At 60.5% G+C, this 14,198-nt stretch carries 13 protein-coding genes; 10 read left to right on the top strand and 3 right to left on the bottom strand.

Going from position 1 to position 14,198, the window contains the following annotated elements:
- Nucleotides 1–11: 11 nt before the first annotated feature.
- A complete protein-coding gene (locus tag P0M12_RS08180; protein WP_134932101.1) occupies nt 12–659 on the top strand; it encodes a TetR/AcrR family transcriptional regulator in 648 nt (215 codons plus the stop codon).
- A 2-nt stretch (nt 660–661) separates the two neighbouring features.
- Here P0M12_RS08180 and P0M12_RS08175 read toward each other — a convergent pair whose 3' ends face one another.
- Nucleotides 662–1,123: an SRPBCC family protein gene (locus P0M12_RS08175; protein WP_277377578.1), complete on the bottom strand. Its 462-nt coding sequence runs from the start codon at nt 1,121–1,123 to the stop codon at nt 662–664.
- Nucleotides 1,124–1,212: 89 nt separating this feature from the next.
- Between P0M12_RS08175 and P0M12_RS08170 the strand changes: the two genes are divergently transcribed.
- The 3 genes from P0M12_RS08170 (at nt 1,213) to P0M12_RS08160 (ending at nt 4,477) form a co-directional block, all read left to right on the top strand.
- A complete protein-coding gene (locus P0M12_RS08170) occupies nt 1,213–1,839 on the top strand; it encodes a TetR/AcrR family transcriptional regulator (protein ID WP_030536574.1) in 627 nt (208 codons plus the stop codon).
- Between the two features lie 737 nt (nt 1,840–2,576).
- Nucleotides 2,577–3,869, top strand: coding sequence for an MFS transporter (locus tag P0M12_RS08165; protein ID WP_021331879.1), 1,293 nt, complete (start codon nt 2,577–2,579; stop codon nt 3,867–3,869).
- Nucleotides 3,870–3,973: 104 nt separating this feature from the next.
- A complete protein-coding gene (locus P0M12_RS08160; RefSeq protein ID WP_073512607.1) occupies nt 3,974–4,477 on the top strand; it encodes an NUDIX domain-containing protein in 504 nt (167 codons plus the stop codon).
- A 175-nt stretch (nt 4,478–4,652) separates the two neighbouring features.
- On the opposite strand, the gene P0M12_RS08155 is transcribed toward P0M12_RS08160, so the two are convergent.
- The gene (locus tag P0M12_RS08155; protein ID WP_125052065.1) at nt 4,653–5,072 is read right to left on the bottom strand and encodes a hypothetical protein; all 420 of its coding nucleotides are present in this window, start codon (nt 5,070–5,072) and stop codon (nt 4,653–4,655) included.
- A 237-nt stretch (nt 5,073–5,309) separates the two neighbouring features.
- A complete protein-coding gene (locus P0M12_RS08150; protein WP_042923914.1) occupies nt 5,310–6,329 on the bottom strand; it encodes a Gfo/Idh/MocA family oxidoreductase in 1,020 nt (339 codons plus the stop codon).
- A 361-nt stretch (nt 6,330–6,690) separates the two neighbouring features.
- Between P0M12_RS08150 and hisD the strand changes: the two genes are divergently transcribed.
- The 6 genes from hisD (at nt 6,691) to P0M12_RS08120 (ending at nt 14,083) form a co-directional block, all read left to right on the top strand.
- Nucleotides 6,691–8,013 carry a histidinol dehydrogenase gene (gene hisD / locus P0M12_RS08145; protein WP_042923916.1) on the top strand — a complete coding sequence of 441 codons (1,323 nt, stop codon included), beginning with the start codon at nt 6,691–6,693 and terminating at the stop codon, nt 8,011–8,013.
- A complete protein-coding gene (locus P0M12_RS08140) occupies nt 8,010–9,443 on the top strand; it encodes an aspartate ammonia-lyase (protein WP_042923920.1) in 1,434 nt (477 codons plus the stop codon). The genes hisD and P0M12_RS08140 overlap by 4 nt, the downstream gene beginning before the upstream one ends.
- A gap of 153 nt (nt 9,444–9,596) precedes the next feature.
- A complete protein-coding gene (locus P0M12_RS08135; protein WP_257237590.1) occupies nt 9,597–11,183 on the top strand; it encodes a GMC family oxidoreductase in 1,587 nt (528 codons plus the stop codon).
- Between the two features lie 41 nt (nt 11,184–11,224).
- Nucleotides 11,225–13,024: a thiamine pyrophosphate-binding protein gene (locus tag P0M12_RS08130; RefSeq protein WP_031330783.1), complete on the top strand. Its 1,800-nt coding sequence runs from the start codon at nt 11,225–11,227 to the stop codon at nt 13,022–13,024.
- Nucleotides 13,025–13,055: 31 nt separating this feature from the next.
- Complete coding sequence (locus P0M12_RS08125; RefSeq protein ID WP_054188413.1) at nt 13,056–13,892, top strand: sugar phosphate isomerase/epimerase family protein; 837 nt, start codon at nt 13,056–13,058, stop codon at nt 13,890–13,892.
- 50 nt (nt 13,893–13,942) lie between these two features.
- Nucleotides 13,943–14,083, top strand: coding sequence for a hypothetical protein (locus tag P0M12_RS08120; protein ID WP_156778931.1), 141 nt, complete (start codon nt 13,943–13,945; stop codon nt 14,081–14,083).
- Nucleotides 14,084–14,198: the final 115 nt, after the last annotated feature.

Raw genomic sequence — 14,198 nt, 5'->3', positions numbered from 1 at the left:
CGCCACCATCCATGGCTGCGACGGAGCTTCTGCGTGACCTGCCGGTGACTGCCCGCGGCGTCCGTACCAGGGCTTCTCTGGTCGCAGCGGCTCGAACGGTGTTCGAGCGCGCAGGGTATCTCGACGCCCGTCTCACGGACATCACCAAGGAAGCTAACTGCTCCACCGGCACGTTCTACACCTACTTCGACAACAAAGAGCAGATCTTCGCCGCAGTTCTCGACGTCGCGCAGGAAGACATGCTGCACCCAGGCATGGGACGGGTCCGCGACGTCGACAATCCGTATGCGGTCCTCGAATCGAGCAACCGTGCCTACCTGACGGCTTTTCGCCGCAACGCCAAACTGATGGGTCTGCTCGAGCAGGTATCGCACATCGATCCGGCCTTCGCGAAACTGCGTCGGGACCGAGCCGAGACCTTCATTTCTCGTAATGCCCGAGCCATCGAACGCTTGCAAGCAGCTGGCAAGGCAGACGCCTCGTTGGACCCGCTGCTGGCTTCCCGAGCACTGTCGGCGATGGTGAGCCGTCTTGCCTACAGTTCATTCGTCTCCGAGGAACCTGGCGCCGACGGCAACCCCGTCCCGTTCGAGGACGTCGTCAAGACGGCTACTCAGGTGTGGGCCAACGCGCTGGGACTCGAAGGCCACCGCGGGTAGTTTCAGCCTTCGCCGCGGGCCGCGAACTGCTCCTCGAGGCTGTGGCGCAGTGTTTCCTCGCTGTTCTTGACAGCGTTTTCGACGAACGGCCCGATCAATCGGCCGAGTGCCTTGCCGGCAATGCCGCCGGGCAGTTTGTAGGCGAAGTCGACGGAAAGCTCGGTCTTGGAATCGTCGATCGCGGCGAACTCCCACGTGGACGAGTTGGATACACCGCCGAGCGAGGACAGCTTGATGATCCGATTCTTCTCCCATTCGGTGACCTCGAGTTTGGAGCGCAACGTGCTCGGCCCGATCTGCATGGCCGTGTCGAACGTGGCGCCGAGTCCCTGATCGAACTCTCCGAACGGGGTGAACTCGGAAACACCGAACATCCACGTCGGGACATTGCGGTAGTTGTCGATGTAGTCGAAGGCGACATCAACCGGCACGGCAGCAACCGCGGTGTGGCGAACATGGATCATGACTGGTCCCTGTCTTTCGGTGAACACCGACTCTAACCAATGGCTCCGACGTGTTCGGCGGCGGCGCAAGAGCGATCTACGGTATCGGTATGACGAACGAGCTTCCGGTACGCGGGTCCTGGCGCGATTACGAAGACCTGGGACTACCGAAACCGCTCGCTGCGGCGTTGGAGGCGTTCGTCGAGCAGGGCTATCACGGGACTTCGATCCGTGACGTCGCGTCGCGGTCCGGGCTGTCGGTGCCGGGGCTCTACCACCACTACCCGTCCAAGCAGGCTCTGCTGATCGGTCTGGCGACCGTTGTGATGACGGAGTTGTTGGAGCGAAGCCGCGCCGCCGAACTCGATGCCGGGGACGATCCCTCCGATCGCTTCGACGCGGTGATCGAATCTCTGTTGCGGTTCCACATGTTTCGGCGCGAGCAGTCGTTCGTCGCCTCCTCGGAGATCCGCAGCATGGAGCCCGACAGCCGGGCTGGTTACATCGCCCAGCGCGACGAACAGCAGAAGCAGGTGGACCGGATCGTCCTCGACGGCGTCGCCTCGGGCGTGTTCGAAGCCGACCATCCCGAGGACGCCAGCCGAGCCGTGGTGACGATGTGCGTCGCCGTCGCGGTCTGGTACCGACCGGACGGTGAGTTGTCTCCGGACGAGTTGGTGGAGAGGTATTTGGAGATAGCGAGGCGCATGGTGGGGGCGAAGCGGGTGGGGGAGTGACGGTGGGGGCGAAGCGGGTGGCGAAGCGGGTGGGGGAGTAACTGCTGTGTGCAGTGTCGCGGAAGGCGGTCGCCAGCGTTTGGTGTCGGCCACGACGCGTTCAACCTCGCTTTTGTTTGCCTGGGAAATCGCGTAGGTCGGTCGCATTGACCAGCGCGCGGACACGGTTTGCTGCGTTGCGAAGGCGTTCTCCAGCTATCGGATTCCGGACGGCCGCGGCGGCCAACGACTTTGCAACAGTGGCGACTTCATCGCCGCCGGGGATCAGTAGGCGGTCAGCGCCGGCCAGGAGGCTTGCGAGTGCGGTCTCGCGGGTGACCGTCCACGCGTCGTTGCAAAACAGTGCAGGCTCGCTGTAGCTACTTTTACACCGGCACGAGGCTCACCTTCGGGCACACGGCTCGGTCGATCGATTACCAGTGCGCTGATTCTTGCCCTATTGACTCTTCCACGTGCGGTGATACGTTTAACCGCACGAGAATGGTGAATGTTATCCCCCGGTGTCGTTACGCGCAATGATGCAGTGCGCAGTGTCGACCTGGCGGGCGTGCGGCTGCGGGGACTGTTTGGCCTAGGATGTGCGCGATATGTGCATATTTATGGTGAATTAGTTCTCGCACTGCGCATCGTTGTTGTGATGGCGACTCCGTAACGTGATTTGGACAACGCTGATTGCAGTACATGACGTGCCTCGCAACCCTATTGAGGGGCAAGCGTGTGCAGATTGAGGACTCACAATGACTACGAACATTTCGGAAGACCGGCCGGCGCTGAGCCTCCAGCGAATTCGGCTTGCCCGGGTTGCGACATTCTTTGGATTCGCGCAATTGGGAGCGGTCATGCTCACGTGGTCGACGAACACCACTGCGCTCCGTGCTCACCTGGGGTGGTCGGGGGAGGGCGGAGACTCGAATTTCGGGCTGGTGGCACTGGCGATCGGCGTCGGCGCTGCAGTCGGCTGCTTCCTCATCGGGCCGTTCGTCGACAGGTACGGTCCGCGAGCCACCTGTATGCCGACGATGATCATCTACCCGTTGATGTATATCCCGTTCGCGTTCTTGCAGGGTATTGCCAGCGCAATGTTCCTCGGCGTGATGATCGGCCTGTTGAGAGGTGCCTTCGATACCGCCTTCAACACACACGGTGTGCAGGTGGAGCGTTACTACGGCAGGCCCATCATGTCTGCGTTCCACGCGGCCTATCCGGCAGGCGGATTCGTCATCGGCCTGGTGGCCAGTGCAATCGCCCGTCACTATGTCGAGAGCCCCGCCGTGGCCTACATCTCGATCGGTGTCACGATGTCGGTTCTCGGAGCTGTGTTCGGTCGCTGGCTGTTGACTCGCGATGAGCTGCTTCCCCCGGCTGCCGCAGTCGCGATCGAGAAGCAATCGACAACCGAGAGATCGGCGTCGACGACGACTTTGCTGATCATGGCCGGATTCGGCCTCTTGATGCTGGCATCGATGCTCAGCGAAGGCGCAATTCTGGACTGGGGACAGGAGTTCGTCCGGCGCCATGCCGATACCAGCGCAGGTATGGCTGCGACAGCTGTGACCTTCTACTCCGGTGCACAATTCGTGGGGCGCCTCTTCGGCGACCGGCTCGCCGAGTACTTCGGTGCGCGCGTCATCGTGGCCGTCAGTGGTGTGATCGGATTCGTCGGTGCCTTGCTCGCGATCGGGGGTGCGTCAGCTCCGTTCGCCCTGGTGGGATTCGTTCTCCTGGGGCTCGGGCTGGCATGCATGGCTCCGCTGATGCTCTCTGCTGCCGGCCGTCGTGACCCCGAGAACGCCGGAAGAAACATCGGAATTGTCAATGCGATCGGCTACGTCGGCATGCTCGCCGGGCCGGCTGCGATCACGCTCATCGTCGACGGATTCGGAATCGGCTGGATGCCGGCGCTGCCGGCAATCTTGCTCCTGCTCATCGCCGTCGGCGGTCCTGTATTGATGAAAACCGTTCCGCGATACTCGGAAACTGAACGTACGGGAAATGCTCCGAAGCCGGAGCATCACACGGTCTCCCACTGAGGTCGAACAAGCAGTGGCCCACGTGCGAGTACATCGAAATCCGGTGTACTCGCACTGGTGTCACCGAACGGAAGGAAATTCTGTTCGGGATTTGAGGAAGAAACATGAGCACCGGCGGACCTTCGGAGTCGATCAGACGTTCTGCGCGAGCGCTGATCGTGGATCATTCGTATCGAATACTGTTGTGCAAGTTTCGATCTAGATCCGATGAAACCTATTGGATCACGCCCGGTGGCCGTTGTGAGGAACGTGAGACCCCACGCGGCACACTCGAGCGAGAGCTTCGAGAAGAGGTAGGGCTCGAACTACGCACGACGCAGCCGCTCGTCTGGCGCCAAACGATCATCGATCCAGAGCACTTTCCCGGATTCAGCGGCGTCGACAACTTCTATTTCCTGGTTCGAGTTCATGAATTCGAACCACGAGGGGCACTGACCGACGCAGAATTGCGCGATGAGCACCTACACGGTTTCAGATGGTGGAGTCTGGAAGAGATCGAGAACTATTCGGGTTCGGCCCTTTTCGCGCCTCACGATATCGCCGAGAGACTCGATCTCACCCTTCGTCGCGGCTCGCCGTGCCCGGTAGTGTGTTTCGGCTCGGATTGATCCAGGTTGCTACTCGTACAGAATCGGTCCGCGCGATCGCTGGCGACACCGACGCCACGTACATGACAAGACACCGACGCTCTGTACAGGAGAATATGCCGCAACTGGGCAGCGACCCGTCGTAGACAACCCCGTGGACGACTCGTGATGCCAATGCCGTTCGAGGTCGACGGGGTTATGTTCGGCGCACCAGGACTGTGCCGTTGGTCGCAGAGTTGGTTCCAGACACGTGAAACATTGCGTGCGCCCAAGGGCGGTCCGCGTTCAGCAACGAATTCTCTTCGATCATCCTGTCGTCGTGATAGCCCTGTGGATCCTCGCCGAGCTCGACCAATCGTTGTCGCGCTGTCTCCGGTGCGGTGTCGACCCACACTGTCGCGTCGTACAACATCCGCAATGAACGGCGGATCGACCCGGCACCTTCCACGAGAAGCAACGTCGTCTGGTCAGGGACAGCGATATCGCGAGGCTTGTCGTGGTTCGGCTGGAAGGTGAATGGAAGCCCATTTCGCCGGATAGGTTCCAGTAATTCCTTGGCGAGCAAGGTATCCCAGCCAAAAAATGTTCGACTGCACGCGATGTCATCTGTGTGCACGATGACCGTCCCTGTACAGTTTGCCGATAACAGTGCGGCCAGCGTCGACTTGCCGGAACCACCCCTCCCATCGATCCCTACGATTGCCGGGCCGCGCCCAACTGAACCGGCCCGCAGAAGTTCCACGAATTGTGGGATCGCGAATCTATTCCAATCCGTATTTTCGTCACGCTCAGTGGGACGTTTCATGAACCTCTACCTTGGATCGAACCAGCTCCGAGTGTGAATTGTGAACGGCTACTGTCCACAGAAGTCGACTGGGACCCGGTTACCCGTCCTGGCCGACTCGAGTATCGAGATGCTCACTGCCAGTGCGTTGGTCGCGTCGAGTCCGTCGACGACTGGTCGGCCGTCACCGCGCGTGGCACGGGTGAAGTGTTCCAGCGTGATGTCGTACGTGTGCCGGCGGTCTTCGACATCGATCTCGTGCGATCCCCGGCGATCGTGCAGAACGACCGACCCGATGGGTTCCGGAGTCATGACGTCGGCTGCATGAAGGCTGCCGGCTGTCCCGTGCACCTCCACATACGTGGGTGCGAATGGCGTAGTGAAAGTGTCGTGGAATCGTACAAGGACGTTGTTCTCGTAGAGAATCGACGAGGAGGCTGCATCTTCGGCTTCGGTCACCCAATCTCCTTGGGCCACAGTGATCGCGCTCGCCGTCAGTGCTCTTGTGCCGAGTAGCGGATTCACGACGGAGGCGTTGTGGCAGGAAAGATCCATGACGGCGCCTGATCCCGGCGTGCTACCGAGTCGCCACCCTCGCAAACGTTCGGGTAGGAGCGACGTGTGGCGAACACTGACCGACAGAATCCGGCCTATGTCGCCGCGCGCCACTGTGCGTCGAATGGCCTGGTGCGTACCTGCTGCGGGCAGGTGGTGGTTGACGCCTAGGACTACGCCGGCGGATTCGCAAGCGGCGGTCATCTTCCGCGCATTGTCGATGCTCGTCGACAGCGGCTTCTCACAGAGAACGTGTTTTCCGGCTGCTGCCGCCGCGCACACCTGCTCGAGGTGGCGATCATTTGCACTGGAGATGTAGACCGCATCGATGAGGGGATCGCTGAGCAGATCGTTCAGCTTGTTCGTTCCGTTCGATATCTCGTTCCGACGTGCGTACTGCTCGGCATGGTCCGCATTTCCGCTGTACACGGAACTGATGTGGTGGCCGGTCCTTCGCAGTGCGGGAATCATTCTCGTTTCGGCGATATCACTCGCACCGACGATTCCCCAGACGAGATGCGGTTGTTCGCTCATCGAAGTATTCCTTCTCGGGCATCGACGATGTCGAATAGACAGCGACGGCTCCGGGTATCGGCCGACTCGACGTCAGGAGTTCGGCGCGGACGAAATCTGGTAGGCCAACCCTACGAAGTGGCGATAGATATCGACAGCGCCAAAACGTGCAAGCGTGAGCCGCTGATCGACCACTGTGAGCAGGCGCGAGCGCTGCACCTGCTCTGACCGTGAGCTTTCGAACGACCGGCATATCATGCACGGGTTGGGCAGAATTTGGCAGAAGTGGTTCCCCCTATGTGTCTGTCCGCTGGATCACTTCGCAGGAAAGCTAGGGCTATCAGTTTGATTTCATGCCTCACCTCGAAGGAGCAACCCGCCAATGTCGTTCGTTCTCAAAGCCGCAGTCGGCGAACCAGCGCAGCGTGCCAGCAATCCGGCGGTGGTCGACACTGTCGCGGGTGTGATCGCAGACATTCGTGCCAACGGTGACGACGCGGTCCGCAAGTACTCTGACCGTTTCGACCGGTGGTCACCGGATTCGTTCCGGCTCGACGAAGATCAGATCCGCGAGATCGTCAAGTCCGTCCCGACAACGGTCCTCGAGGACCTGCAGTTCGCGCAGCGTCAGATTCGCGACTTCGCCCAGGCGCAGCGCGACACCATCACAGACCTCGAGGTCGAGACTCTGCCCGGCGTGTTCTTGGGGCACCGGAACATTCCGATCGACGCGGCTGCAGCTTACGTTCCGGGTGGCAGGTACCCGCTGACAGCGTCGGCGCACATGACGGTGCTGACCGCGAAGGTCGCAGGCGTCGAACGCGTCGCGGCTACGACGCCCCCGAATGACGGGCTTCCGCCCCAGATCAGCATCACCGCAATGCATCTCGCCGGGGCCGACGAGATTTTCGTGCTCGGTGGCGTACAGGCGATTGCAGCGCTGGCTCTCGGTACCGAGACGATCGATCCTGTCTCGATCCTCACGGGGCCGGGCAACGCATACGTGGCAGAGGCAAAGCGTCAACTCTTCGGTGAGGTCGGAATCGATCTCTTTGCAGGTCCCACCGAAACACTGATCGTTGCCGACGAGTGCGCCGACCCGTTCACCATCGCAGTGGATCTACTCAGCCAGGCTGAACACGGTCCGGATTCACCGTGTGTGTTGATCACGACGTCCGAGGCTGTGGGCAACGAGGTGATCAAACACATCGACGCATTGCTACCCGGTCTGGAGACGAACGCGATCGCCGGGCCCGCTTGGCGCGACCACGGACAGATCCACGTTGTCGAGACTCTCTCCGAAGCATATGAACTCGCGGACAAGTTTGCCTCCGAGCACGTACAGATCCTGACGCAGAATCCGCGTGAAGCGCTCGACAGCATGAGCAACTACGGTGCCCTTTTCCTGGGGGAAGGAACGTGTGTTCCATACGGCGACAAAGTGATCGGGACCAACCACGTACTTCCTACTCTTGGCGCTGCGCGCTACACCGGAGGGCTCTGGGTAGGGAAGTTCCTCAAAACCCTCACTTTCCAGGAGGTGCGCGATCCGGCGGCGAGCGCCAGGATCGGCGAGATCGCTGCGCGACTGTCCCGACTGGAACGCTTCGAAGGCCACGCCCGTTCAGGTGACCTGCGTGCGGCGAAGTTCGGTGGAGCCGAACTACCGTGGGGCGAGATCCCGGTGGCGGCAAACCTCAAATGACGATGCGCATCGAGCACGACCTGCTCGGTGATCGCGAAGTGCCTGCGGAGGCCTACTACGGCATCCACACGCTGAGAGCACTGGAGAACTTCCCGATCACCGGTATTCCTCTCTCGGTCCACCCGGACATGGTATCGGCGTTGGCTGCGGTCAAGCAGGCCGCTGCTCGGGCGAACGCCGACCTCGGAATCCTCTCGCCCGAGCATGCAGCGGCGATCGAGCAAGCTTGCAAGGAGATTCGTGCGGGCAGGTTCACCGACCAGTTCGTCGTCGACGTCATTCAGGGTGGTGCCGGCACGTCATCGAACATGAACGCCAACGAAGTGGTCGCGAACCGCGCGCTCGAAATTCTCGGCGGCGAACGGGGGCAGTACCAATTCCTCCATCCGCTCGAACACGTCAACATGAGTCAGAGCACCAACGACGTCTACCCCACCGCGATCAAAATCGGCTTGCAAGGTGCCGTCACCAGGCTTCGAGGTGCGATGGACGAACTTGCAGGCGCATTCGCGGAGAAAGCAGCCGAGTTCTCCCACGTGCTCAAGGTCGGGCGGACTCAGTTGCAAGACGCGGTCCCGATGACTCTCGGTCAAGAGATCGTCACGTTCGCCGTGATGATCAAGGAGGACTCTCAGAGACTGGAAGAGGCCGCTCGGTTGATCTCGGAGATCAACCTGGGAGGGACGGCGATAGGTACCGGTCTCAATGCGCACCCGGAGTACGCCAGACGTGTGCGTGAGCATCTGGTGTCGATCACCGGTCTCGACATCTCGACGGCATCGGATCTCATCGAAGCAACCCAGGACGTCGGGGCCTTCGTTCAGCTGTCGGGAGTGCTCAAGCGTACCGCGGTCAAACTGTCCAAGATCTGCAACGATCTGAGATTGCTGTCCTCAGGCCCACGAGCAGGTCTGGGTGAGATCAATTTACCTGCGGTGCAGGCAGGTTCGTCGATCATGCCCGGAAAGGTCAATCCGGTCATTCCGGAAGTGGTCAATCAGATTGCCTACCGGGTGGTGGGAAACGATCTGACCATCACCATGGCTGCCGAGGCGGGTCAACTGCAGCTCAACGCATTCGAACCGGTCATTGCACACAGCTTGTTCGAGACTGCAGAACTCCTCACGCGGGGCTGCACTGTGTTGCGCGAGCGATGCGTGATCGGCATTACCGCCAACGTCGAGCATCTCGAACGAACGGTCGCGGCTTCGATCGGTGTCGTGACCGCGCTCAATCCCTACATCGGCTACACAGCCGCGACGGAATTGGCGGCGGACGCGCTTGCTTCCGGTCGTACCGTCGTGGAGTTGGTGCTCGAACGCGGGTTGTTGGGCAAGGAGGATTTGGACGCGATCATGGAGCCTGCGAATTTGGCACGAACTGCAATCGTGTCGGCTCCCGATTTCGATCCACTCGTCCCGTCGACCTGACCAGGTCTTCAGGGCGGTTGACACCGCACATGTGGGCGGTATCGTTTAGTGATACGTATAACTACTTGCAGTCCTGTTGTGTCAGGATTGACAGAAGCTGAGTCGGCACGGTTCAAGGACGTACCGCGCCAAGCCAGCCAGGAGACGGAAACCATGTTCGAAAAGACACGAATGGACAGTCATCCCCCCTGTAAGAGCAACTACGACGTCATCGTCGTGGGAAGCGGAATGGGGGGTGGAACGATGGCATACGCTCTCAAGGATTCCGGCCTCGATGTGCTCTTGATCGAGAGGGGAGACTTCCTTCCACAGGAACGTCAGAATTGGGACCCCCGAGCGGTGTTCGAGAAAGATCGGTACAAGAACGCCGAAAAATGGGTCGACACCGAAGGGCGGGAGTTCGCCCCCGGCACCTACTATTACGTCGGCGGAAACACCAAATTCTACGGTGGCTCGTTGGTCAGGTTCAGGAGAGAGGATTTTCAGTCCTCACGGCATCACGACGGTGAATCGCCGGCATGGCCGTTCTCGTATGACGATCTCGAACCCTACTACGCACGTGCCGAGCAGGTGTACAAGGTTCACGGCGACCACACCGACGACCCGACGTTGCCACGCGACCAACCATTTCCGTACCCTCCCGTAGGGCACGAGCCAGCGATACAGCAGGTCGCCGACGACATGCGTAAGGCGGGTTTCACCCCTTCCAATCTCCCTCTCGGTGTCGACCTTCGGCAGGGTGGGTCATGTATTCGATGCAAGACATGCGACGGGTTCCCCTGCCGTACCTTGGCGAAATCGGATGCCGACGTCTGTTGCGTGCGACCCGCACTCGATTCGGGCAACGTCGAAATCGTCACGAACGGGTACGTGGAGAAGGTGTTGACCGACGATTCCGGACGTCGAGCATCAGGCGTCGAAGTGACCCATCGCGGCGTCACCTCCACAGTACGTGCGGATACGGTCGTAATCTCCTGTGGTGCGGTCAATTCTGCAGCGCTGCTGCTACGTTCGGCCACATCTGTCCATCCTGACGGGCTCGCTAATTCCTCCGGAATGGTCGGTCGTAACTACATGGTGCACATGAACTCGATCATGGTGGCCATCGACCCACTCAAGAAGAACAAGTCCGAATTTCAAAAGACGTTGTACTTCAACGACTTCTACCTGCGTGGCACTGACGATCATCCGTATCCGCTAGGCCACGTGCAACTGATCGGGAAGCTCCAAGCGGAGATGATCAAGGGGCAACGGCCCCACATCCCCAAATGGGCGTTGAGCCTTGCCACGAACCGTAGTACCGATTGGTGGCTGTTCACGGAGGATCTGCCCAACCCTGAAAATCGTGTCACGCTGACTCCCGGAGGGCGTATCCAGATCGCATGGAAACCGAATAACGTCCGGGCACACGAGGTTCTGGTTCGCGAGACGCGAAAAATGCTTCGCAAGATCGGATTTCCGGTGGTCATCAGTGAAGGAACAGGGATAGAGGTCAACTCGCATCAGGCCGGAACCGTTCGGCTCGGTACCGACCCGGCTACATCGGTCCTCGATCCGAGTTGCCAGGCACACGATGTCGACAACCTGTATGTCGTCGACTCCTCCTTCTTTCCGTCGCTCCCGGTGATGAATCCGGCGCTGTCGATCGCGGCGAACGCGTTGCGTGTTGCAGATTCGATCATCGCTCGAAGCGGCGACTCCACGGCGGGTGCATCGCACGGCTCGTCGATCTCTGCATAAATTGCTCACCCCCAATTCTTTTCGATTCGAAAGTGAAGAACATGACTGTGCAAAAGCTCACCGGTGGCCAGATGGTGGTCGACATACTGATCCGTGAAGGAGTTGAAAAGGTATTCGCTATTCCGGGACACGGCAATACGGCGTTACTTGATGCGTTCGTCGACCGGGCCGACGAAATCGAGTTGGTTCCCGCCATCCACGAGCAGGGCGCCGCACACATGGCCGACGGCTACTACCGCGCATCGGGCAAGATCGCGGCCGTCTGTACTTCCATCGGACCGGGAGCGACAAACACCGTAACCGGAATCGCGACTGCGTTCGCGGACTCGCAGCCGATGATTCTGATCACCGGCGCCGTTCACACGTATATGGAGAACCGCGGCGTCCTCCAGGAGATCGATCGGCCGCACGGGAACAATTTCCCACGGATGGTCGAGCCGGTCGTCAAGCGCTGGTGGCAGCCCGGTCGACTCGAGCAGCTACCTTCCGCGATGGCTCAGGCGTTCAACACGATGCTCGAAGGTCGCAGAGGGCCTGTCCTGGTGGATATCCCGCAGGACCTGCAAGCTGAGTACGGCGACTATGTTCCAGAGTTGTACTCGCGCCGAGCTCAGACCCGGGCGACTGGTGATCCCGTCGCCATTGCCGAGGCAGCCAAGCTACTGGCGGGTGCTAAGCGTCCCGTGATCCTCGCTGGCGGAGGCGTCATCGCAGCCGAGGCCGGTGCGGAACTCCTCACACTGGCGGAACGTCTCGGCGCTCCCGTGACGCACTCCTTCCAGGGCAAAGGCGCATTCCCTGCAGACCACGATCTGTACGCGTGGCCGTGCGGCGACATGGGATCGATTCCGGGTAACGGAGTCACCAAGACCGCCGACGTCATTCTTGCAGTGGGTTGCCGGTTCAGCGATCGCATCACGTCCTCGTATCGCCCAGGAGTCACATTCGACATCCCTAACACGAAACTCGTTCACATAGACATCGACGGATTCGAGATCGGCCGCAACTACCCGGTCGAGGTCGGGATCGTCGGCGACGCCAAGACCTCGCTCTCGTCTCTGATCGACGAACTCGGCGCACCGGCAGCGGATTACGACTTCCGGGCAACCGACTACTACGCCGAACTTCAGGACTTGAAGGCACAGTGGGACGAGCACCTGCGCCCTATGCGTGAGACCGACTACTTGCCGATGACCAACTCGCGGGCAATGGTCGAGATCCGAAAGGTCCTTCCGCGTAACGGAATTCTGGTCACCGATTCCAGCAACCCGGCAAACCAGGCGTTCAACGAATTCCCGATCTACGAGCCGAAGAGCAACATCGTTGCCGGCGGATTCTCCGGAATCGGATTCGGTGTACCTGCCGCGATCGGCGCCGCGATCGGCGCACCGGACAAGCCGGTTCTCGCGCTCGTCGGCGATGGCGCGTTCCTACAGACCGGCACGGAGATCGCAGCTGCCGCCATGAGCGGCGTCAATGTCGTCTTCGTCGTTCTGAACAACGGTGGCTGGGAAGCAATCAAGGACCTCCAGATCAATCTCTTCGGCGCGGAACGGGAAATCATCTCAGGCTGGAAGTTGCCGGATGGATCCCCGTACTTCGCCGATATCACTGCGTTCGCGCAGTCCCTCGGATGCAAGTCCGAGCGAGTCGAGGATCCCGCAAAGCTCGGCGCCGCTGTTCAGCGCGCATTCGAGACCGAGGGCCCCGTAGTCATCGAGGCGATCAGTGCTCGCGAGCTGCCCTGGACCGAGATGCATGCAATGGGTTGGTGGGATATCACCGTACCGGCCTACCACGGCGAAGTTCGAGACGACTACGTGAACCAGCGCGGCTTCTGACCCACCCCTCACCGGAAAGTAGTTGTAAGTCATGGGCAACATCAAACTCGGACTTAATCTGGAGTTCGCGCGATACGAGAACGGCTCTTTCGATTGGGCCATGGACCAAGCTGCCGAGATCGGCTACAAGTACGTCGAGCCGATGGTGCACTGGGGTCGTGAACTGCTCAGTGCAGCAGGATATTTCCACAGCCGTTCCATGCTCGACGATCCGTTGATCCTGCGGAATGCGGCCGAAGATCGCGGTCTCAGCATCTCGTCGCTGTCGAGCCACGCGCCACTCGCCAAGCCGGAGGTGGCAGTGGAGTACTTCCGCCAGGCCATCCGCTACGCCGCGGAGGTGGGTTCTCCGATGATCATGGTCGACGATGGACCCACCCCGTCCTGGACCACGGAGGAAGAGAACTACACGCTCATGCGGTACACCCTGAAGGAGGCAGCGCTGGTCGCGGAGCCCCGGGGTATCAAGATCGCAATCGAGACCCACGGGCCGTACACCGCGACTCCGGAGCGCCTCGACAAGATCATGAATTTGGTCGACAGTCCTGCCCTGACGATCAACCTCGATACCGGAAACAGCTACCTGAGTGAGAACGATCCGCACGAGTGGCTCGAAGCCATCATCGGTCAGGTCACGCACTTGCACGCCAAGGACATTGCGGTGGACGACGCGAAACGTCTACGCGGAAAAGTGAGAGGCATGCTGGGATGCGCCTGCGGTGAAGGTGTCATCGACTGGAAGCGCATCGTCGACACGCTCGCCGCGGCCGACCACGACGTCGTCTTGTCGGTGGAGTGCGGCACGCTCGACGCCGCGAAGAAGAGCTACACCCACCTCAGCGCATTGATCGAAGCAGTCGGTCAGTAGCCGTGTTCGGTTTGGAGACGCATCCGGGAAACATGAATACAGTCGTGATCATGAACCCGTCCGTGATGAAGCAGAGGATTCCGAACGGTGAAGTACCGACCGTCGAGGAGTTCGTGACAGCCCCGCCTGCCTTACGCGCACTGCCGATCCCGCGGATCGAAGCCGTCGATGGCCGAGTACAGATCAACTAACCGAACACCGAAAGTGCTCGGGCCCAACCTCATCAGGTTGGGCCCGAGCACTTTTCGTCTCGGCGGCTGTAGTTCTGCCTCGTCTGGGGCGGTGGGGGCCAGAGGGGTGACGGAA

The organism is Rhodococcus sp. RCBS9, assembly GCF_029457415.1.
Lineage (GTDB): Bacteria > Actinomycetota > Actinomycetes > Mycobacteriales > Mycobacteriaceae > Rhodococcus_F > Rhodococcus_F qingshengii.
The sequence above is the reverse complement of the archived record's forward strand: the minus strand, read 5'-3'. Positions and strand labels throughout refer to the sequence as shown.